Consider the following 20,338-nt stretch of genomic DNA (forward strand, 5'->3'; position numbering starts at 1 on the left):
TACAGAAAATAAAAAAACCTCTCCTTGAGGGAGAGGTTTCATTTAACACTGCTTTCACAATGGAGACAAAGATTAGTTTTTAACCTTTGTCACAGAAGTCTAATTCTGTGTTTCAAGTGCCTTTTCAGACACATCCACCACGTTGTGGCTAGACTCTTGAGGGTCCAATTTGATGAACAGCGCCAATAGGCCCATTGCCGCCATACCCCAGAACACCAGCGCGCCCCAGTGCTCGTAACCCCAACCACTGAGCACCGTCATCAGCGCGATAAATGCGCCAAGCGGGATCGCATTGTATAGCGCTTGCAGCGCCACCATTTTGTGCTCTTCAGAGTTTTGGATGTATTGAATGGCCGCAATGTGCGCCGTCGCGAATGTCACACCGTGCAGAAGTTGCACGATAACCAACGCAACGATAGACGTTGTTGCAGCGGTCATGCCCCAACGCATCATCACACCACAAGCTGCAACAATAAACAGCGTGCGCAGCGCCCAACCAGCAAATAGACGCTTACTCAATGCAAACACAGCCACTTCTGCCGCAACGCCCAGACTCCACAAGTAGCCGATCACGTCTTCTGAGTGACCCGCCGCTTTCCAGTGAATGGCACTAAAGCCGTAGTACGCCGCATGGCTACCTTGGATAAGTGACACCAAAACCAAGAACTTCACCACTGATTTATCGGTAAGCAGTGCGGATAATTTCGGACGTTCAGCATGCTGGTCACCGCGAGTGACAGGCATTGGATTGATGCTGCGCATCGCGAAAAGCAATGAAAAGAACACCCCCACCATCGCGGTGTACAGAATCATATCCGAGCCAAATTCTGCGACAAGGAAACCCACCACCGTTGAACCCGCAATGAAGGCTATAGACCCCCACAAACGCGTGCGACCGTAATCCAACATTTTCAAGCGAGCGTAGTAGTTTGCCATCGCGTCTGATAGCGGAACTACCGGACCACAACACAAGTTAAACAACACCGTTGCCAATGCCATAAGCCAAAAACTGCCGCCCGTAAAAAAGTGGAAACCAACAAAAATGAGAGCAGCAAAACTCAACCAACGCAACGTTGGCATTAGATGTTCAACTCGGTGTACACGAGGGGTAATGACGAGGTTAGCCACGCAGCGTGTCGCCAAACCTAAACCAACCAGTAAACCAATGTCCGTGGAAGAAACGCCCTGTTCTTTAAACCACAACGACCAAAATGGCAGGTAAACGCCATACGCAAAAAAGAATCCGAGAAAGTACTGGGAAATCCAGCCATACGGAGAAGGTTTCAACATTACTAATATCCTAAAACGGGAACACCATCGCTCGAACCGTGGATTATGGATCGCTATGCGTATTAGAAAAAGGGAAGAATAGGCAACTTACCGTTTCCTCGATGTCATTCTGACTTTTGATGCGCCAAATTCGCCCATCAATGTCCAGCGGTTTAGACCAAAGTCGTCTGGCTTACGGCAAGAAATTTGTCAGACTTATACTGTGTTCCTCCCAATTTTAGGTGTCTCCATGCCTGACAAATTTAATATGCAATCTCCCCCGTTCGATCGTCTGACCGATGCTCAGCAAACTCGGCTGCGCTCGTCCTTAGATGTGGCGTACTATCGAACTCGAGATGTCATTTTATCTAGCGGGCAGACCAACCCTCACTTGCACATATTGATCAAAGGCGCAGTCGAAGAACGTTCCAAAGACCAATCCGAAGTGTTCGCTCACTACGCCAATGACGACATGTTTGACGTGCGTTCACTGTTTGAAGAATGCGTTCGACATCAATACATCGCGCTGGAAGACACCCTTTCGTACTTGCTGCCAAAAGACGTTTTTCTCGAGCTTTATAACGAGAATGGCCAGTTCGCAGCTTACTTCGACAACAACTTATCCAAACGACAAGAACTCATCGAAGCCGCGCAGCAACAGCAAAACTTGGCCGAATTCATTCTGACCAAAGTCGATAACAGCATTTATCATCCGCCGATGATCCTCGCGCCAGAAACGCCAATCAACGAGGTAACTCGAACTCTAAAAGATAACGGCATCGATGCTGCATTGGTTCAGCTCCACGACGATGACCCGCGATTGGAAAAATGGCCGTCAGCTCACCCGTACGCCATCGTGACTCGTACCAACATGCTGCACTCGGTTATGTTGGATAATTGCGCCGTGGACACACCTGTAGGTGAGATCGCAACTTTCCCTGTCTACCATGTTGATGACGGGGATTTTCTGTTTAACGCCATGATCACCATGACACGTAATCGCATGAAACGTTTGATGGTCTGCGAAGGCAATCGCGCGGTGGGCATGCTCGACATGACACAGATTCTGAGCGCGTTTTCGACGCACTCCCATGTGTTAACACTCAGCATTGCACGAGCAAGCAGCGTAGAAGAACTGGCGTTAGCCTCAAATCGTCAACGTCAACTGGTAGAGAGCTTGCTGAGAAACGGCATCCGCACTCGCTTCATCATGGAACTCATCTCTGCGGTAAACGAACAAATTATCGAAAAAGCCTTTGAACTGGTGGTGCCACCCGCTTTGCACGACCACTGTTGTTTGATCGTGCTGGGCTCAGAAGGGCGTGGCGAGCAAATTCTTAAGACCGACCAAGACAACGCGCTCATTATTGAAGACGGGCTAGAATGGCCGCATTGCGAACAAGTGATGCAATCATTCACCCACACTCTGCAGCAACTTGGTTACCCACTCTGCCCCGGAAAAGTGATGGTCAACAACCCGAAATGGGTCAAAACACAGCAAGAGTGGATCCACACCTTAGATCATTGGATTGCGAAGGCGGAGCCTGAACCAATCATGGACTTGGCGATTTTCAGTGACGCACATGCAGTAGCAGGAAATCGAGAGCTTCTCATCCCAATAGCAAACCATCTCAGAGACAGCATGAAAGATCGCATGCTGGTTTTGTCGGATTTCACGCGCCCTGCTTTGCAATTTTCTGTGCCCCTTACTCTGTTTGGCAACGTAAAAAGTGCCAAGGATGGCTTGGATATCAAACGTGGTGGCATCTTCCCTATCGTGCATGGTATTCGCACCTTGTCGTTGGAATATGCGATTGAAGAAAAAAACACCTTTGAACGCATCGAAGCACTAAGAAAAAAACGCATCTTAGAACCTGAGACCGCAGACAACTTAAACGAAGCGTTGAAGCTGTTCTTTAAGATTCGCCTTCATCAGCAATTGAGTAAACAAGAAACACTTAACAACATTGATATCAAACAGTTAGACCGAACCGAGCGTGACTTGCTGCGTCATAGCTTGCATGTGGTGAAGAAGTTTAAGCAGTTCTTGGGCTTCCACTATCAAATCCGCGATTAAGCGCTTACACAAGTCAAAATGAGGCGTAGAGGATGAACTGGTTACAACGCAAATATTGGCATTACAAACTGAAAGGCTCGCCTTATCAGTCGCTGTTTTGTGCGCCACACAAAACCGAGTTTGTGTCTCTAGATTGTGAGACCACCAGCCTTGATCCGAACCGTGCTGAGTTGGTAACCATCGCGGCAACCAAAATCATCGACAACCGCATCCTTACCAGTCAGCCTTTTGAGGTACGCCTACGTGCGCCCCAATCGTTAGATTCTAGGTCAGTGAAGATTCATAAAATTCGCCATCAAGATCTGGCTGATGGTATCAGCGAAAAAGAAGCGTTGCTGAAACTGCTCGCGTTCATCGGCAACCGTCCTTTAGTCGGATATCACATTCGCTATGACAAAAAAATTCTCGACCTTGCCTGCCAAAGGCAACTCGGCTTCCCACTGCCAAACCCATTGATTGAAGTCAGCCAGATTTATCACGACAAATTAGAACGGCATTTACCCAATGCCTACTTCGACTTAAGTCTGGATGCGATTTGCAAGCACCTGGAACTGCCCATTCAAGATAAACACGACGCACTGCAAGATGCGATTTCTGCCGCCTTGGTTTTTGTGCGCCTCACCAAGGGCGATCTGCCAAATCTCACCGCGCCATACACATAAATCCTGTTGACCTAGCTCCCATAATTACTTTTATTTCAAGCATTTTCCGGCACACCCCTCTGTCTCATCCTAAAGTCTAATTGTGGAAATACGCGCTGTGACTGACAGTTATAGGCACAACGTCGTTCTAGGACGACTGAGTATTTAAGAACCAAAAGACAGCCCTACAAAAATACATATTCAGAATCTTAAGTAGATTGGTGTAAGGCCGAGAATTAAGGCACAAGGAGAGAAGCCATGAGCGAAGCCCACGTTTATCCGGTAAAAGAAAATATTAAAACTCATACACACGCGGATAATGATACCTACCTAGCCATGTATCAGCAGTCGGTCACCGATCCAGAGGGCTTCTGGAACGAGCACGGCAAAATCGTTGATTGGATCAAACCTTTCACCAAAGTAAAAAACACCTCATTCGACACCGGCCACGTAGACATTCGCTGGTTTGAAGATGGCACACTGAACGTATCTGCAAACTGTATCGACCGTCATCTCGCAGAACACGGCGACGACGTAGCGATCATCTGGGAAGGCGATGATCCAGCAGACGACAAAACGCTGACTTTCAACGAACTGCACAAAGAAGTGTGCAAGTTCTCTAACGCATTAAAAGACCAAGGCGTGCGCAAAGGCGACGTGGTGTGTTTATACATGCCAATGGTGCCAGAAGCAGCTATCGCTATGCTGGCGTGTACACGCATCGGCGCGGTGCATACCGTGGTATTTGGTGGTTTCTCACCAGAAGCACTGTCTGGTCGTATCATCGACTCTGACGCGAAAGTTGTGATCACTGCGGACGAAGGTGTGCGCGGTGGACGTGCCGTTCCGCTGAAAAAGAACGTGGACGAAGCACTCACTAATCCAGAAGTAAAAACCATCAGCAAGGTTGTGGTACTAAAACGCACAGGCGGCAATGTAGATTGGCATGAGCATCGTGACGTTTGGTGGCACGAAGCAACCGCAAAAGTATCTGATGTTTGTCCACCAGAAGAGATGAAAGCCGAAGACCCACTGTTCATCCTTTACACATCTGGCTCGACAGGCAAACCAAAAGGCGTACTTCACACCACAGGTGGCTACCTTGTTTATGCGGCCATGACGTTTAAATACGTCTTCGATTACCAACCAGGTGAAACCTTCTGGTGTACCGCAGACGTAGGCTGGATTACTGGCCACACGTACCTTATCTACGGACCACTTGCGAACGGCGCGAAAACAATCCTGTTCGAAGGTGTACCAAACTACCCGAACACAAGCCGTATGAGCGAAGTGGTCGATAAGCATCAAGTGAACATTCTGTACACCGCACCAACGGCTATTCGTGCGCTGATGGCAAAAGGCAACGAAGCGGTTGCTGGCACGTCTCGCTCAAGCCTTCGCATCATGGGCTCAGTGGGCGAACCAATCAACCCAGAGGCATGGGAGTGGTACTACAAAACGATCGGTAACGAAAATTCACCTATCGTCGACACTTGGTGGCAAACGGAAACCGGCGGCATCTTGATCGCTCCACTTCCGGGCGCGACAGATCTCAAACCAGGTTCAGCAACTCGCCCATTCTTCGGCGTACAACCTGCGCTGGTTGATAACATGGGTAATATCCTTGAAGACACCGTGGCTGAAGGTAACTTGGTAATTCTTGATTCTTGGCCAGGTCAAATGCGTACGGTTTACGGCGACCATGAACGTTTCGAACAAACCTACTTCTCAACCTTTAAAGGCATGTACTTCACCAGTGACGGTGCGCGTCGCGACGAAGACGGCTACTACTGGATCACTGGCCGCGTCGATGACGTACTGAACGTGTCTGGACACCGTATGGGCACCGCTGAAATTGAATCTGCGCTAGTCGCGCATCATAAAATTGCCGAAGCCGCGATTGTTGGTATTCCACACGACATCAAAGGCCAAGCGATCTACGCCTACATCACGCTCAACGATGGCGAGTTCCCATCTGCAGAGCTGCACAAAGAAGTGAAAGATTGGGTGCGTAAAGAGATTGGTCCAATTGCAACGCCTGACGTACTGCACTGGACAGACTCTCTACCAAAGACTCGTTCAGGTAAGATCATGCGTCGTATTCTGCGTAAGATTGCGACAGGTGATACAAGCAACCTAGGCGATACTTCAACGCTTGCAGATCCAAGTGTAGTAGACAAACTCATCGCCGAAAAAGCAGAACTGGTATAAGCTCGCCAGCCTGCTTTAAACAGTGAACGAAAACCGCCATCTTTGCATGGCGGTTTTTTGCTTTTGGGCGCAAATTAACCACAACATAGATATGGTGATTATGTTGTTTTTGTTAACTTGGTTACAGAAACGAAGCGGGCAATTGGGAGATTAGACCAGTAAATTGCTGCTAATTGCTATGAATTAGCTATAATCTTGGTCGATTTTTTAAAATTTGCTCGGTTTTAACAAAAAAATCGTGCTGAATTATCGTATATTTGGGAATATAAACGTTCCACTCACGATAAGGGAAGATAGCAACATAATGTCTGCAAAGTCACGGATTCTTGTTCTAAACGGACCAAATCTTAACCTATTAGGTCTGCGTGAACCGACACACTATGGTAACAACACCCTAGCACAAATTGTGGACGCTTTGACTGAACAAGCGCACAACGCAGGGGTGGAACTGGAACACCTACAATCAAATCGTGAGTACGAACTGATTGAAGCCATTCATGCCGCTTACGGCAAGATTGATTTCATCATCATCAATCCAGCTGCTTTCACTCACACCAGTGTAGCACTGCGAGATGCATTACTTGGCGTGGCCATCCCATTTATCGAGGTGCACCTATCGAACGTGCATGCACGTGAGCCGTTTCGTCATCACTCTTACCTGTCTGATAAGGCAGAAGGCGTGATCTGCGGTTTAGGCGCACAAGGTTATGAATTCGCTCTGTCTGCCGCGATTAAAAAGCTACAGGCAAAGTAACCCTAACACTCTGCAACCCCCACAGGGGTTGTCTTAATCACAAGATAAAAGAGAAAGAAAAGATGGATATTCGTAAAATCAAGAAGCTAATCGAGTTAGTTGAAGAGTCTGGCATTGCTGAGCTAGAGATTTCTGAAGGTGAAGAGTCAGTACGCATCAGTCGTCACGGCACAGCAGCTCCAGCACCAGTTCACTACGCAGCAGCTCCAGTAGCAGCACCTGCGCCAGTAGCAGCACCTGTAGCAGACGCGCCAGCAGCTGAAGCTCCAGCAGCAGCGGTACCTGCAGGTCACCAAGTTCTTTCTCCAATGGTTGGTACTTTCTACCGCTCTCCAAGTCCTGATGCGAAATCATTCGTAGAAGTTGGCCAAAAAGTTAACGCTGGCGACACGCTATGTATCGTTGAAGCAATGAAGATGATGAACCAAATCGAAGCGGACAAATCTGGCGTTGTTACTGCAATCCTAGTTGAAGACGGCCAACCAGTTGAATTCGACCAACCTCTAGTTGTAATCGAATAAGCGAGGCTTGCCTTATGCTAGACAAAGTAGTCATCGCGAACCGAGGTGAAATTGCACTTCGTATTCTTCGCGCTTGTAAAGAATTAGGTATTAAGACCGTCGCGGTTCACTCAACAGCTGACCGCGATCTTAAGCACGTACTACTTGCAGATGAAACCGTGTGTATCGGCCCTGCTCGTGGTATCGACAGCTACCTAAACATCCCACGCATCATTTCTGCAGCAGAAGTAACTGGCGCGGTAGCTATCCACCCAGGTTACGGCTTCTTGTCAGAAAACGCTGACTTCGCAGAGCAAGTTGAGCGCAGTGGTTTCATCTTCGTTGGTCCAAAAGCGGACACTATCCGCATGATGGGCGACAAAGTATCAGCGATCAACGCAATGAAAAAAGCGGGCGTTCCATGTGTACCTGGCTCAGACGGTCCACTAGATAACGACGAAGACAAGAACAAAGCTCACGCTAAGCGTATCGGCTACCCTGTTATCATCAAAGCGTCAGGCGGCGGCGGCGGTCGTGGTATGCGTGTTGTACGTTCTGAAAAAGAACTAGTACAAGCTATTGCTATGACACGTGCAGAAGCGAAAGCAGCGTTCAACAACGACATGGTTTACATGGAGAAATTCCTGGAAAACCCTCGTCACATTGAAGTTCAGGTTATTGCTGACGGCCAAGGCGGCGCAATCCACCTAGGTGAACGTGACTGTTCAATGCAGCGTCGTCACCAGAAAGTTGTGGAAGAAGCTCCAGCACCAGGTATCACTGAAGAAATGCGTAAGTACATCGGTGAGCGTTGTACTCGTGCATGTATCGAAATCGGTTACCGCGGCGCAGGTACGTTCGAATTCCTATACGAAAACGGTGAGTTCTACTTCATCGAAATGAACACTCGTATTCAGGTAGAGCACCCAGTAACAGAAATGGTTACCGGTATCGACCTAATCAAAGAGCAGCTACGTGTTGCAGCTGGCCAGCCTCTGTCATTCACTCAAGATGACATCAAGATCCGCGGCCATGCGATTGAGTGTCGTATCAATGCAGAAGACCCTGAGCGCTTCCTACCGTCTCCAGGTAAGATTCAACGCTTCCACGCGCCAGGCGGCATGGGTGTTCGTTGGGAATCGCACATCTACTCTGGTTACACAGTACCACCTCACTACGACTCAATGATCGGCAAACTGATCACTTACGGTGAAAACCGTGACGTAGCGATTGCACGTATGAAAAATGCACTGGGTGAGATGATCATCGAAGGCATTAAAACTAACGTGCCACTGCAAGTGTCAATCATGAATGATGAAAACTTCCAACACGGCGGTGCGAACATTCACTACCTAGAGAAGAAACTAGGCCTACAATAAGCCTCAGCGAACCTCTAAATAAATGCCCACATCTGTGGGCATTTTTGTTTTGTATAAAGTCTATACTCAAACAAATCGCAGAGTTCTGGTAAACTCTGCGCCACTTCATTCACTTTAAGAGCAAAAACAAATGCCTTGGATTCAAATCAAACTCAACGCGACCAATGAAAACGCCGAGCAAATCGGCGATATGCTAATGGAAGAGACTGGTGCGCTGTCTGTAACTTTCTTAGACGCGCAGGATACACCTGTATTCGAACCTCTACCTGGCGAGACTCGCTTATGGGGCGATACTGACATTCTGGCACTGTACGATGCAGAAGCCGATACCAACTTCATCATCGACCAAATCAAAGCAAGCAATATGCTAGCAGAAAATTTTGCTTACAAAGTTGAACAGCTTGAAGACAAAGACTGGGAACGCGAGTGGATGGAAAACTTCCACCCAATGAAATTTGGTGAGCGCCTATGGATTTGCCCAAGCTGGCGTGAAGTGCCAGAACCAGACGCTGTCAACGTAATGCTGGATCCAGGTCTTGCATTCGGTACTGGTACTCACCCAACAACCGCACTTTGTCTTGAGTGGCTAGAAAGCATGGACTTAAGCGGTAAAACCGTTATCGACTTCGGCTGTGGCTCAGGCATTCTTGCGATCGCAGCGATCAAACTGGGTGCAGAAAAAGTTATCGGGATCGACATTGATCCTCAAGCGCTACTTGCATCAAAAGACAACGCAGAGCGTAACGGCGTTGCCGACAAACTAGAAGTATTCCTTCCTCAAAACCAACCAGAAGGTCTGATTGCTGACGTGGTTGTTGCTAACATTCTTGCTGGCCCACTACGTGAACTTGCACCAATCATTAAAGGCCTAGTTAAGCCAAATGGCGCCCTAGCAATGTCTGGTGTTTTGGACACGCAAGCGGAAGATGTTGCAAGCTATTACCGTGATGAGCTTCACATTGACCCTATCGTTGAGCAAAGCGAATGGTGTCGCATCTCTGGTCGTAAGCAAGGCTAGACAAGGTTTTCAGGGCTAATTGTTTGAAATTCATACAATTTACAAAAACAATTTGTAAATGCTCAAATATTAGTCTTTTCACGCAGTGAAAAAATGCGTAAAATGCGCGCCCTTGCTGGCACAGAACTGTGATGACGTTTTGAAAATCGGAAACTACCAACTTAAGAACAATCTAATCGTAGCCCCTATGGCTGGTGTAACGGATAGACCGTTCCGCGAGTTGTGTCTTCGTTATGGTGCGGGAATGGCCGTCAGTGAAATGATGTCTGCCAACCCAAAACTATGGAAAACGTCGAAGTCGAAACAGCGCATGGTACATGAAGGCGAATCGGGCATTCGCTCTGTACAAATTGCCGGTTCCGATCCACAGCTTATGGCAGATGCAGCTCAATTCAGTGTTGAAAACGGTGCGCAAATCATCGACATCAACATGGGCTGCCCGGCAAAAAAAGTGAATAAGAAGCTGGCGGGCTCTGCACTGCTTCAATACCCAACCATTATCGAAGAGATTTTGAAAGCGGTAGTGAATGCGGTAGACGTTCCTGTAACGTTAAAGACCCGAACAGGCTGGGATACAGACAACAAAAACTGTGTCCAAATCGCTAAATTAGCCGAAGACTGCGGCATACAAGCTCTTTCCCTGCATGGCAGAACAAAAGCGTGTATGTACAAAGGTGAGGCCGAATACGACAGCATTAAAGCGGTAAAAAAGGCGATTTCAATTCCGGTTATCGCGAACGGTGATATCGATAGCCCGGAGAAAGCCAAATTTGTACTGGAGTACACCGGTGCGGACGCTTTAATGATTGGACGCCCTGCCCAGGGTCGTCCTTGGATTTTCCAGGAAATCCATCACTATTTGGAAAACGGCACCACAATGGAGGAGCTTCCCACTCAGGAAGTGAAAGCCATTATGCTTGGTCATGTGAATGCTCTTCATGAATTTTATGGTGAGTATTTAGGTCCACGTATCGCGCGTAAGCACGTAGGTTGGTATCTGAAAGAACATGAACAAGCGAGTGAGTTTCGCCGTACCTTCAACGCTATCGACGCAGCTCCGCTGCAAATTGAAGCGCTAGAAGGTTATTTTGATAACGTTGCATCATAATTAAGAGAAGAGCTAGACCGAATATGTTCGAACAAAATCTGACTTCAGAAGCATTAACAGTAACTACAGTAACGTCACAAGACCAGATTACTCAAAAGCCTTTACGTGACTCTGTTAAAGCGTCTCTTAAAAACTACCTTGCTCAACTAAATGGCCAGGAAGTAACAGAACTATACGAATTAGTTCTAGCTGAAGTTGAACAGCCACTATTAGATACTATCATGCAGTACACTCGCGGTAACCAAACTCGCGCAGCAACTATGATGGGTATCAACCGCGGTACTCTTCGCAAGAAACTTAAGAAATACGGCATGAACTAAGACCGGATTTCAAAAGTATTTGGAACAAGCCGTTACCTTTGGGTAGCGGCTTTTCTTTATCTACTGATCTAAAAATATTAGCGAAGAAACACGCGTGACACTTTCGCATCACGCGATTCACACTCTTTTATGAGTAGCGCTGGAGTTGCTCCGTTTCCTGAATGGGCTTCAATGCTGCGATAGCGAAGCCAAAGAGTAGTACGGCCAATACAGCGACCCATTCACTCCCTACATCATAGGCGAATCCAGCAAGCGCAGACCAAATTGCGACGCCAAAGTGCATCATGCTCATCGCAGATGACATTAGAACTCCTCGATATTCATCCGATAAGCTCGCTATATAAGCCTGTAGAGCCGGAGAGCCTATACCGCCTGCCAACGACCAAATTGCCAATATGGGAAGATAGGCCACGAATTGGCTCGCACCACACGCAAATACCCAGATGCTACATGGCATGCACACCATAAGCGCAATACGCATTACAGCTCGGCCACTTCCAAGGCGATGAGAAGCTCGAGTCGTGAGTAGATTTCCAAGAACACTCACGATTCCTAAAGCTGCGTACATCATGCCAATCCAACTTATCGACAGTCCCGCGACATCTCGCATATTGAGCCCAATGAGATTGAACACACCAATACCACCACCTAAGCCAAAACACATAGCCGCGATCGCACCCAACGCTCCAGGAAGGCGAAATGCCTCTATAACGGGAGGTAATGTCATTAACCGCTCGTTCTGATCGTGAGGCTCTCTCATGCATCCCCAAACTAAGGCCCCAACAGCAAGTGCCGCCATCCCTAAAATGATAAAAGCTGCTCGCCATGATAAGAGCTGTGTGATCAGTGCGCCGATAGCAGGGCTGGTTATCATGCCTAATGTCAATCCAGCTTGCACCATCACAATCTGCCGCATCGAGCGCCCACCTTTTGCATCACCAGCCAACGCAAATGCGATTGGCAGCATTCCTGCGCTAGCAATGCCCGTAACAACACGAGTGACTAGAGCCAATTCAAAGTGGCTAACCAAGCCAGTCAGAATCGAGGAGATGCCAAAAACGAAACAAGCAGGCAGCATAAGGCGAAGACGCCCTACTCGATCCGACCAGCGCCCTAAATAAGGCGCACAAAACGCAATCGCTAGACTATACGCCGTAATAAAGAGCGTCACCTGGCTCGGTGGAACACCAAGATCACCTCCGATAGGTTCTAAAATTGAGCCAAGCAGCAATTCGTCAGCACCTACCAGAAATGCAATAAGGAACAAGGCTATCGACTGAATCATGCTTCAACCTCCGCTTGCAACGAAAGCTCCGCTAAGGTCGCGATATCGACGATTCTGTCTGGCCAATCTTGGATAAATGCCTTCTCGTGTGAAACCAAGATGACACTACCCGCAAAACGTTGTAGCGCCTGCTTCAACGCATCTTTACTGCTGGTATCAAGATGCGTAGTTGGCTCATCGAGAATGAGTACATTGCAGCCTCGTGTTGCTAAACAGCAAAGCTTAACGCGAGTTTGCTCCCCACCACTCAACGCTTCTAAGCGACATTGTGCTTTATCACCCTTTATCCCGAAGCGTGCTAACAGCTTACGAGCCGATTTACTATTGATTGAAGAATCGACCGCACACACCTCTTGCTCCGGTGTATGATCCGGATGACGCCAAGATAGGTCTTGAGCGAAATAACCGATCTTAAGACCTTGTGCAAACGTCATTTCACCAGAGAGTGGAAGCACCTCCCCCATTAGCGTTTTGAGCAATGTCGACTTCCCTACGCCATTAAAGCCCTCGATCACCAACTTGTCTCCTCGCGCGACAGTGATATCAATCGGTGACAGTAAAGGCGTTTGATAACCAATGCTCAACGCTTCGGCGCTAACAACACTTTGATGTCCAATAGGCGCATAAGAAAAATCAAATTCAGTCACAGCATCTGTTTTATGCAACTGAACCCTTTCAATTTTATCCAATTGCTTCTTACGTCCCTTCGCAATGCTCGCATTCACACCTGCGCCATTTTTCGCAATAAACTGTTCCAGTTTCTTAATCTCAGCTTGCTGTGCGTGATACTCTTTTTCCAACAGCGAATTGTTGTGTCGCTTTTGCGCCATTGCTTTGTGGTATGAGCCGGTGTATTTCTGGATGTTTTGATAGTCGATATCACAGATGCAGGTAGTAACCGCATTCAGGAAACTCACATCATGAGACACCAATAGTACGGTTCCTACATAAGCATTGAGATAACTCTTCAACCACTCAATATGAGTTGCATCAAGATAGTTAGTCGGCTCATCTAACAATAAGACGTCTGGTTCACGCAACAATAAGCGCGCTAATAAGACCTTATGGCGTTGCCCACCACTTAACGCACTCATTAGAGTATCCAGTCCCAACTGCTGTATACCAAGCCCTGCGGATACACTTTCAATTTGGGCATGTAAGGCGTAAAAGCCTTGGGCTTCCAATTCCGTTTGTAACTTAGCAACTCGGCGAAGCAAAGAAGGCGATGCAGATTCAGCCATCTCTTGATACAAAGAAAATAATTCACGTTCAGCTTCAAACAACTCATTAAATGCCGATTGTAAACATCCTCTAATCGTTTGAGTTTTATCTACCACAAGATGTTGATCAAGATAACCAATCTCTAAGTTTGGCTGCCAATGAATATCTCCCTCATCGGCAGAAATTTCACCAACAAGCAACTTTAACAACGTACTTTTTCCTACTCCGTTTGCACCGGTGATTCCTACATGCTCTCCAGCATGAATAGTGAAGTGGGAATGGCTATATAGGTGATGATCAACAACCTGATAGGACATATTTTTAACGTGTAACACACTCATGTTTTTTACCAAATAAAAAGGGCCGGTACTTACATACCGGCCCCTATTTCAACTATGGGTAACTTTATATCTGATTTCAAACTTCAGATACAAAAAAGCCGGTGATGAAATATCACCGGCGGTCTCTTGTCTTTACTCAGATGTAATACAACCTACGCATTTTCCAGCTTAGCTGTGCACGTATTTCCACATCTGATGAAGATAATTTATGACTCCGAGCAACACTTCATCGCGTTTTATGCACGGAGTTCAGCCTTCTTACGAAGTTTTTAAACAAGAGATATAACATGAATTTTTTGTCTCAAAAATATACAGGCAAGAGCCTACACCCACACGAAACAAAGTGCTATAAAAATTTCACTCAAACAGCTCAAAAGCTAACACACAGATTAGCTGAATCGATAAACCATTATGTGATCCATATTGATTGTGTCATCAATACAAACCTATATAATCGGCTACTTGCCGAGAAGAAGGAAAGTAACCACATGATTTATAAAGAAAGGGAAACATGGTTAGAAGCCATTTTAAACACCCTACCGGATCATGTGTTTATCCTAGACGAAAGCGGGCGCTATATTGAAAGCTTTGGTGGTACCCACCACTCCAAAACGTTCAACGCAGAACGCTACACTGGCTTACAGCTTAGCGATGTCCTTTCCCCAACCAAAGCAGATGAACTCATGGGGTTTATTTTTGACGTTATGCAAGATAACGAAACGAAAGTCGTGAAATACAACCTTTCTCTGCATGACCACCTACTCCTGCCTATAGAAGAGCTAGAAGCGTTGGAAAATCCAGAAGAAATGTGGTTTGAGGCGATTATCAAACCAGTTAACGCTCCTGAAAATGCAAACAAACTGGTGATCTGGTCTGTACGTGATATCACCAAGACTCATTTGCTAGAACAACGCCTTAAACAATTATCAGAAACTGATGCACTTACTGGTCTTCTCAACCGTCGGGCGTTTATCTCCAATTTAGATAATGCGATCATTCAACATACAAAACGTTCTAAAACACTTTCATGCTTGATGATCGATATTGATCACTTCAAAGATATTAATGATAGCGTTGGCCACTTTTCTGGTGATCATGTTATCACTCGCATTGCTCACGTTTGCCAAGGCGTCATTCGTGGCAGCGACTTTATAGGTCGATTGGGAGGAGAAGAGTTCGCAGTAATCTTAACAGATACGAATGCGATTCAAGCGTATGAAGTAGCTGAACGCATCCGCCAAGCTATACAAGCAACTATCTGTCATGTCGACGACGTTGAAATTACGACCACTGTTAGTATTGGTGTAGCAGAGTTGAATTCACAACAATCCAACGCAAAAGAGCTTCTAATCGAGGCCGATAAAGCGATGTACTATTCAAAGCACTCAGGACGCAATCAAGTCACCCTAGCTTACGAAAACCTGCCAGATCTTAAGCTTTATCAAGCCGGTCACTTAAAAATACAAAGGGTTTCCTAAAAATAAATAACCCATTTCTTACCACGATAGCCTCTTTACTAAGAAACCTCCGTCCTACGCAGTCCCCACAATAACATCGCTAAAAACTCGCTTATCTAAAAACCTTATAACTATTAGTAAAAAGTGCTCTATATGTGTTCGCTATTTATCGACCTAAACCACTATCATTAAATCCTTAATGTCGACTTAAAAAGCTCACAAGTCAGCAAAAATCCATTCCAAATGAAAATGAGCCTGCTGGCCCTTGCTCATCTCAAATGATGTATATTCACGCACACAAATCGTCAAGTTTCTCAAGGTAAGTCGAACTAGTATCAATAAATGAGTTCAAACCTTTCTTGAAGAAGGGCTAGAAGAACGGTAAGAAAAGCCAATAATACACAAGGCGGACGACTGGCTGGTTCCGATATCCACGCTTATATCATGAAAGAATTTGGCGAGCACTACCACCCTGACTCTATCTATTACCTGCCCGACCACATGGGCTTTTCATGGATAACTTCCCGCTTAAAACACGACAACACACTTATGGACTGAAAAAGCAGCTCGCCCAAGAGCCGAGAAACAACAATTTGAGTATGCTTATCTGTTCGGTTCAGTCGTCGCAGAAGAGGAATTGGTGAGGCTATCATTGTCCCTGGGTTAATAAAGACATCATGATAGAGCACTTAAAACAAATATTGGCAGTCACGGAGGAAGGACGTCACGCCGTCGTTGTAATGGATGGCGCAGGATGGCATACAGAAGAAATTGCCAATGACTTTAAATGTCAGTGTAATCAAACTTTCGCCCTATTCTCCAGAGCTAAACCCTATCGAACAAGTATGGCGTTGGTTGAGGCAACCAATCTTTTACGTATTACGACGACATCATCTCCAAAGTCTGCGATGCATAGAATCGGTTTTGGATTGCTCCAAAAGAGTCACCCAAATATGCTCGAGAAGATGGATAGACCTGACCAGTTAATTTTCCAGATTGGTATGACTTCTCTTGGAAGGGAAAATGACAGACTCTAACACGACAAAAGCCCTGCTATTTCTAGCAGGGCTTTCAAATAAGTGGCGGAGCGGACGGGACTCGAACCCGCGACCCCCGGCGTGACAGGCCGGTATTCTAACCAACTGAACTACCGCTCCGCACTGGTTAGACCTAAGTCTAAATTTAAAGCCTGGCGATGTCCTACTCTCACATGGGGAAACCCCACACTACCATCGGCGCTATTTCGTTTCACTTCTGAGTTCGGAATGGAGTCAGGTGGGTCCAAAACGCTATGGTCGCCAAGCAAATTCTTTAATTCGGAAAGCTGTTTTTGTGTTCTCTACACATTCAATTCTGTTCTTGCTTCGAGTCCATCAAAACCCCTTGGGTGTTGTATGGTTAAGCCTCACGGGCAATTAGTATCAGTTAGCTCAATGCCTCACAGCACTTACACACCTGACCTATCAACGTCGTAGTCTCCGACAACCCTTTAGGATACTTAAAGTATCAGGGAAGACTCATCTCAGGGCTCGCTTCCCGCTTAGATGCTTTCAGCGGTTATCGATTCCGAACTTAGCTACCGGGCAATGCGTCTGGCGACACAACCCGAACACCAGAGGTTCGTCCACTCCGGTCCTCTCGTACTAGGAGCAGCCCCCTTCAATCTTCCAACGCCCACGGCAGATAGGGACCGAACTGTCTCACGACGTTCTAAACCCAGCTCGCGTACCACTTTAAATGGCGAACAGCCATACCCTTGGGACCGACTTCAGCCCCAGGATGTGATGAGCCGACATCGAGGTGCCAAACACCGCCGTCGATATGAACTCTTGGGCGGTATCAGCCTGTTATCCCCGGAGTACCTTTTATCCGTTGAGCGATGGCCCTTCCATTCAGAACCACCGGATCACTATGACCTGCTTTCGCACCTGCTCGAATTGTCATTCTCGCAGTCAAGCGGGCTTATGCCATTGCACTAACCTCACGATGTCCAACCGTGATTAGCCCACCTTCGTGCTCCTCCGTTACTCTTTGGGAGGAGACCGCCCCAGTCAAACTACCCACCAGGCACTGTCCGCAACCCCGATTAGGGGTCGACGTTAGAACATCAACACTACAAGGGTGGTATTTCAAGGACGGCTCCACACATACTGGCGTACGTGCTTCAAAGCCTCCCACCTATCCTACACATGTAGGGTCAATGTTCAGTGCCAAGCTGTAGTAAAGGTTCACGGGGTCTTTCCGTCTAGCCGCGGGTACACTGCATCTTCACAGCGATTTCAATTTCACTGAGTCTCGGGTGGAGACAGCGTGGCCATCATTACGCCATTCGTGCAGGTCGGAACTTACCCGACAAGGAATTTCGCTACCTTAGGACCGTTATAGTTACGGCCGCCGTTTACCGGGGCTTCGATCAAGAGCTTCGACCGAAGTCTAACCCCATCAATTAACCTTCCGGCACCGGGCAGGCGTCACACCGTATACGTCATCTTACGATTTTGCACAGTGCTGTGTTTTTAATAAACAGTTGCAGCCACCTGGTATCTGCGACTCTCAATAGCTCCATCCGCAAGGGACTTCACCGTCGAGAGCGTACCTTCTCCCGAAGTTACGGTACCATTTTGCCTAGTTCCTTCACCCGAGTTCTCTCAAGCGCCTTGGTATTCTCTACCCGACCACCTGTGTCGGTTTGGGGTACGATTCCTTACAATCTGAAGCTTAGAGGCTTTTCCTGGAAGCATGGCATCAATGACTTCACATCCGTAGATGCTCGACGTCGTGTCTCAGCCTTAAAGAGAGCCGGATTTACCTAACTCTCAAGCCTACGCACTTGAACCTGGACAACCGTCGCCAGGCCCACCTAGCCTTCTCCGTCCCCCCATCGCAATTGTAAGAAGTACGGGAATATTAACCCGTTTCCCATCGACTACGCCTTTCGGCCTCGCCTTAGGGGTCGACTTACCCTGCCCCGATTAACGTTGGACAGGAACCCTTGGTCTTCCGGCGAGGAGGTTTTTCACCCCCTTTATCGTTACTCATGTCAGCATTCGCACTTCTGATACGTCCAGCATGCGTTACCACACACCTTCAACCGCTTACAGAACGCTCCCCTACCCAATATACAAAAGTATATTGCCGCAGCTTCGGTTTACTACTTAGCCCCGTTACATCTTCCGCGCAGGCCGACTCGACCAGTGAGCTATTACGCTTTCTTTAAATGATGGCTGCTTCTAAGCCAACATCCTGGCTGTCTGAGCCTTCCCACATCGTTTCCCACTTAGTAGTAATTTGGGACCTTAGCTGGCGGTCTGGGTTGTTTCCCTCTCCACGACGGACGTTAGCACCCGCCGTGTGTCTCCCGGATAGTACTTACTGGTATTCGGAGTTTGCAAAGGGTTGGTAAGTCGGGATGACCCCCTAGCCTTAACAGTGCTCTACCCCCAGTAGTATTCGTCCGAGGCGCTACCTAAATAGCTTTCGGGGAGAACCAGCTATCTCCAGGTTTGATTGGCCTTTCACCCCTAGCCACAAGTCATCCGCTAATTTTTCAACATTAGTCGGTTCGGTCCTCCAGTTGATGTTACTCAACCTTCAACCTGCCCATGGCTAGATCACCTGGTTTCGGGTCTATATCCAGAGACTGAACGCCCAGTTAAGACTCGGTTTCCCTACGGCTCCCCTAGATGGTTAACCTTGCCACTGAATATAAGTCGCTGACCCATTATACAAAAGGTACGCAGTCACAGGACAAAGCCTGCTCCTACTGCTTGTACGTACACGGTTTCAGGTTCTATTTCACTCCCCTCACAGGGGTTCTTTTCGCCTTTCCCTCACGGTACTGGTTCACTATCGGTCAGTCAGTAGTATTTAGCCTTGGAGGATGGTCCCCCCATATTCAGACAGGATATCACGTGTCCCGCCCTACTCGATTTCACTGAACACACGTCGTCAACTACGGGACTATCACCCTGTATCGTCGGACTTTCCAGACCGTTCGTCTAACGCGTGTAAAGCTTAAGGGCTAGTCCAATTTCGCTCGCCGCTACTTTCGGAATCTCGGTTGATTTCTTTTCCTCGGGGTACTTAGATGTTTCAGTTCCCCCGGTTCGCCTCCTTACCCTATGTATTCAGGTAAGGATACGTGCTTATGCACGTGGGTTTCCCCATTCAGAAATCCCAGACTCAAATGGTTGTTACTACCTAATCTGGGCTTATCGCAAGTTACTACGTCTTTCATCGCCTCTGACTGCCAAGGCATCCACCGTGTACGCTTAGTCACTTAACCATACAACCCGAAGGAGTTTCGAGCTGATGAACAAGTCACCAAAGTTGTCTGCAATTTTTATACATGATGCAGACTCGATTTTGCCGGACTCAAATTCCAAGAACACTTGAATGTGTTATTTTGGTGTTTGTCTTAAAGACAAACATTGAGAACTTTACAAACAACAATAAATTGTTGTTTTGTCAGCTTTCCAAATTGTTAAAGAGCTAATCACTTCTAATGAAGTAACCATTTTTAAGAACACTTAATACTTTCTTATCAAAAGAAATGTGCTTAAAGATGGTATCCCGTAGGGGAGTCGAACCCCTGTTACCGCCGTGAAAGGGCGGTGTCCTAGGCCTCTAGACGAACGGGACACTGCTGTCTGTTTCCACTTTAAAAAGCAGAACCAAACCTGAGAGTTTGGTAACTCTCTTCTCCTTACTTTATAAACCGTATCAATCTGTGTGGACACTCATCGTGAGTAATCATC

General features: G+C 47.2%; 15 protein-coding genes, 2 tRNA genes and 2 rRNA genes. 12 read left to right on the plus strand and 7 right to left on the minus strand.

Going from position 1 to position 20,338, the window contains the following annotated elements:
* Nucleotides 1-99: 99 nt before the first annotated feature.
* Nucleotides 100-1,290, minus strand: coding sequence for a 3-phenylpropionate MFS transporter (locus DYB02_RS16055; RefSeq protein ID WP_029805110.1), 1,191 nt, complete (start codon nucleotides 1,288-1,290; stop codon nucleotides 100-102).
* Nucleotides 1,291-1,519: 229 nt separating this feature from the next.
* On the opposite strand from DYB02_RS16055, the gene DYB02_RS16060 reads away from it, so the two are divergent.
* The 9 genes from DYB02_RS16060 (at nucleotide 1,520) to fis (ending at nucleotide 11,277) form a co-directional block, all read left to right on the plus strand.
* Complete coding sequence (locus DYB02_RS16060; protein WP_029805108.1) at nucleotides 1,520-3,346, plus strand: DUF294 nucleotidyltransferase-like domain-containing protein; 1,827 nt, start codon at nucleotides 1,520-1,522, stop codon at nucleotides 3,344-3,346.
* Between the two features lie 32 nt (nucleotides 3,347-3,378).
* Entirely contained in the window at nucleotides 3,379-4,008 is a 630-nt protein-coding gene (locus DYB02_RS16065; protein ID WP_005458006.1) for a 3'-5' exonuclease, read from the plus strand.
* 237 nt (nucleotides 4,009-4,245) lie between these two features.
* Complete coding sequence (acs, locus tag DYB02_RS16070) at nucleotides 4,246-6,198, plus strand: acetate--CoA ligase (protein ID WP_029805106.1); 1,953 nt, start codon at nucleotides 4,246-4,248, stop codon at nucleotides 6,196-6,198.
* Nucleotides 6,199-6,502: 304 nt separating this feature from the next.
* A complete protein-coding gene (aroQ, locus tag DYB02_RS16075) occupies nucleotides 6,503-6,952 on the plus strand; it encodes a type II 3-dehydroquinate dehydratase (protein ID WP_017449381.1) in 450 nt (149 codons plus the stop codon).
* Nucleotides 6,953-7,014: 62 nt separating this feature from the next.
* A complete protein-coding gene (gene accB / locus DYB02_RS16080; RefSeq protein ID WP_005459553.1) occupies nucleotides 7,015-7,473 on the plus strand; it encodes an acetyl-CoA carboxylase biotin carboxyl carrier protein in 459 nt (152 codons plus the stop codon).
* Nucleotides 7,474-7,487: 14 nt separating this feature from the next.
* Nucleotides 7,488-8,831 carry an acetyl-CoA carboxylase biotin carboxylase subunit gene (gene accC, locus DYB02_RS16085; protein WP_021822199.1) on the plus strand — a complete coding sequence of 448 codons (1,344 nt, stop codon included), beginning with the start codon at nucleotides 7,488-7,490 and terminating at the stop codon, nucleotides 8,829-8,831.
* A 130-nt stretch (nucleotides 8,832-8,961) separates the two neighbouring features.
* The gene (prmA, locus tag DYB02_RS16095; protein ID WP_025555042.1) at nucleotides 8,962-9,849 is read left to right on the plus strand and encodes a 50S ribosomal protein L11 methyltransferase; all 888 of its coding nucleotides are present in this window, start codon (nucleotides 8,962-8,964) and stop codon (nucleotides 9,847-9,849) included.
* Nucleotides 9,850-9,988: 139 nt separating this feature from the next.
* The gene (dusB, locus tag DYB02_RS16100; protein WP_031822883.1) at nucleotides 9,989-10,957 is read left to right on the plus strand and encodes a tRNA dihydrouridine synthase DusB; all 969 of its coding nucleotides are present in this window, start codon (nucleotides 9,989-9,991) and stop codon (nucleotides 10,955-10,957) included.
* A 23-nt stretch (nucleotides 10,958-10,980) separates the two neighbouring features.
* A complete protein-coding gene (gene fis / locus DYB02_RS16105) occupies nucleotides 10,981-11,277 on the plus strand; it encodes a DNA-binding transcriptional regulator Fis (RefSeq protein ID WP_000462885.1) in 297 nt (98 codons plus the stop codon).
* A 127-nt stretch (nucleotides 11,278-11,404) separates the two neighbouring features.
* Here the strand turns inward: fis and DYB02_RS16110 are convergent, their stop codons facing one another.
* Both DYB02_RS16110 and DYB02_RS16115 read right to left on the minus strand, forming a co-directional pair.
* Complete coding sequence (locus tag DYB02_RS16110; RefSeq protein ID WP_029806026.1) at nucleotides 11,405-12,562, minus strand: MFS transporter; 1,158 nt, start codon at nucleotides 12,560-12,562, stop codon at nucleotides 11,405-11,407.
* A complete protein-coding gene (locus tag DYB02_RS16115; protein ID WP_029806028.1) occupies nucleotides 12,559-14,124 on the minus strand; it encodes an ABC-F family ATP-binding cassette domain-containing protein in 1,566 nt (521 codons plus the stop codon). Before DYB02_RS16115 ends, DYB02_RS16110 begins: the two co-directional genes overlap by 4 nt.
* 488 nt (nucleotides 14,125-14,612) lie before the next feature.
* Between DYB02_RS16115 and DYB02_RS16120 the strand changes: the two genes are divergently transcribed.
* The 3 genes from DYB02_RS16120 (at nucleotide 14,613) to DYB02_RS26125 (ending at nucleotide 16,568) form a co-directional block, all read left to right on the plus strand.
* The gene (locus tag DYB02_RS16120; protein WP_029806988.1) at nucleotides 14,613-15,602 is read left to right on the plus strand and encodes a sensor domain-containing diguanylate cyclase; all 990 of its coding nucleotides are present in this window, start codon (nucleotides 14,613-14,615) and stop codon (nucleotides 15,600-15,602) included.
* Nucleotides 15,603-16,025: 423 nt separating this feature from the next.
* Nucleotides 16,026-16,139, plus strand: a complete 114-nt coding sequence (locus DYB02_RS16130; protein ID WP_017449387.1) for a helix-turn-helix domain-containing protein — start codon at nucleotides 16,026-16,028, stop codon at nucleotides 16,137-16,139.
* Nucleotides 16,140-16,358: 219 nt separating this feature from the next.
* Nucleotides 16,359-16,568, plus strand: a complete 210-nt coding sequence (locus DYB02_RS26125) for a transposase (RefSeq protein ID WP_158077593.1) — start codon at nucleotides 16,359-16,361, stop codon at nucleotides 16,566-16,568.
* Between the two features lie 93 nt (nucleotides 16,569-16,661).
* Here DYB02_RS26125 and DYB02_RS16140 read toward each other — a convergent pair.
* The 4 genes from DYB02_RS16140 to DYB02_RS16155 form a co-directional block, all read right to left on the minus strand.
* Nucleotides 16,662-16,738: transfer RNA gene (locus DYB02_RS16140), tRNA-Asp, on the minus strand.
* Between the two features lie 30 nt (nucleotides 16,739-16,768).
* Nucleotides 16,769-16,884: ribosomal RNA gene (gene rrf, locus DYB02_RS16145) — 5S ribosomal RNA — on the minus strand.
* A gap of 91 nt (nucleotides 16,885-16,975) precedes the next feature.
* Nucleotides 16,976-19,866 (minus strand): 23S ribosomal RNA (locus DYB02_RS16150).
* Nucleotides 19,867-20,146: 280 nt separating this feature from the next.
* Nucleotides 20,147-20,222 (minus strand) — tRNA-Glu (locus DYB02_RS16155).
* Nucleotides 20,223-20,338: the final 116 nt, after the last annotated feature.

The sequence above is a fragment of the Vibrio parahaemolyticus genome (assembly GCF_900460535.1).
GTDB classification, from domain to species: Bacteria; Pseudomonadota; Gammaproteobacteria; order Enterobacterales; family Vibrionaceae; genus Vibrio; species Vibrio parahaemolyticus.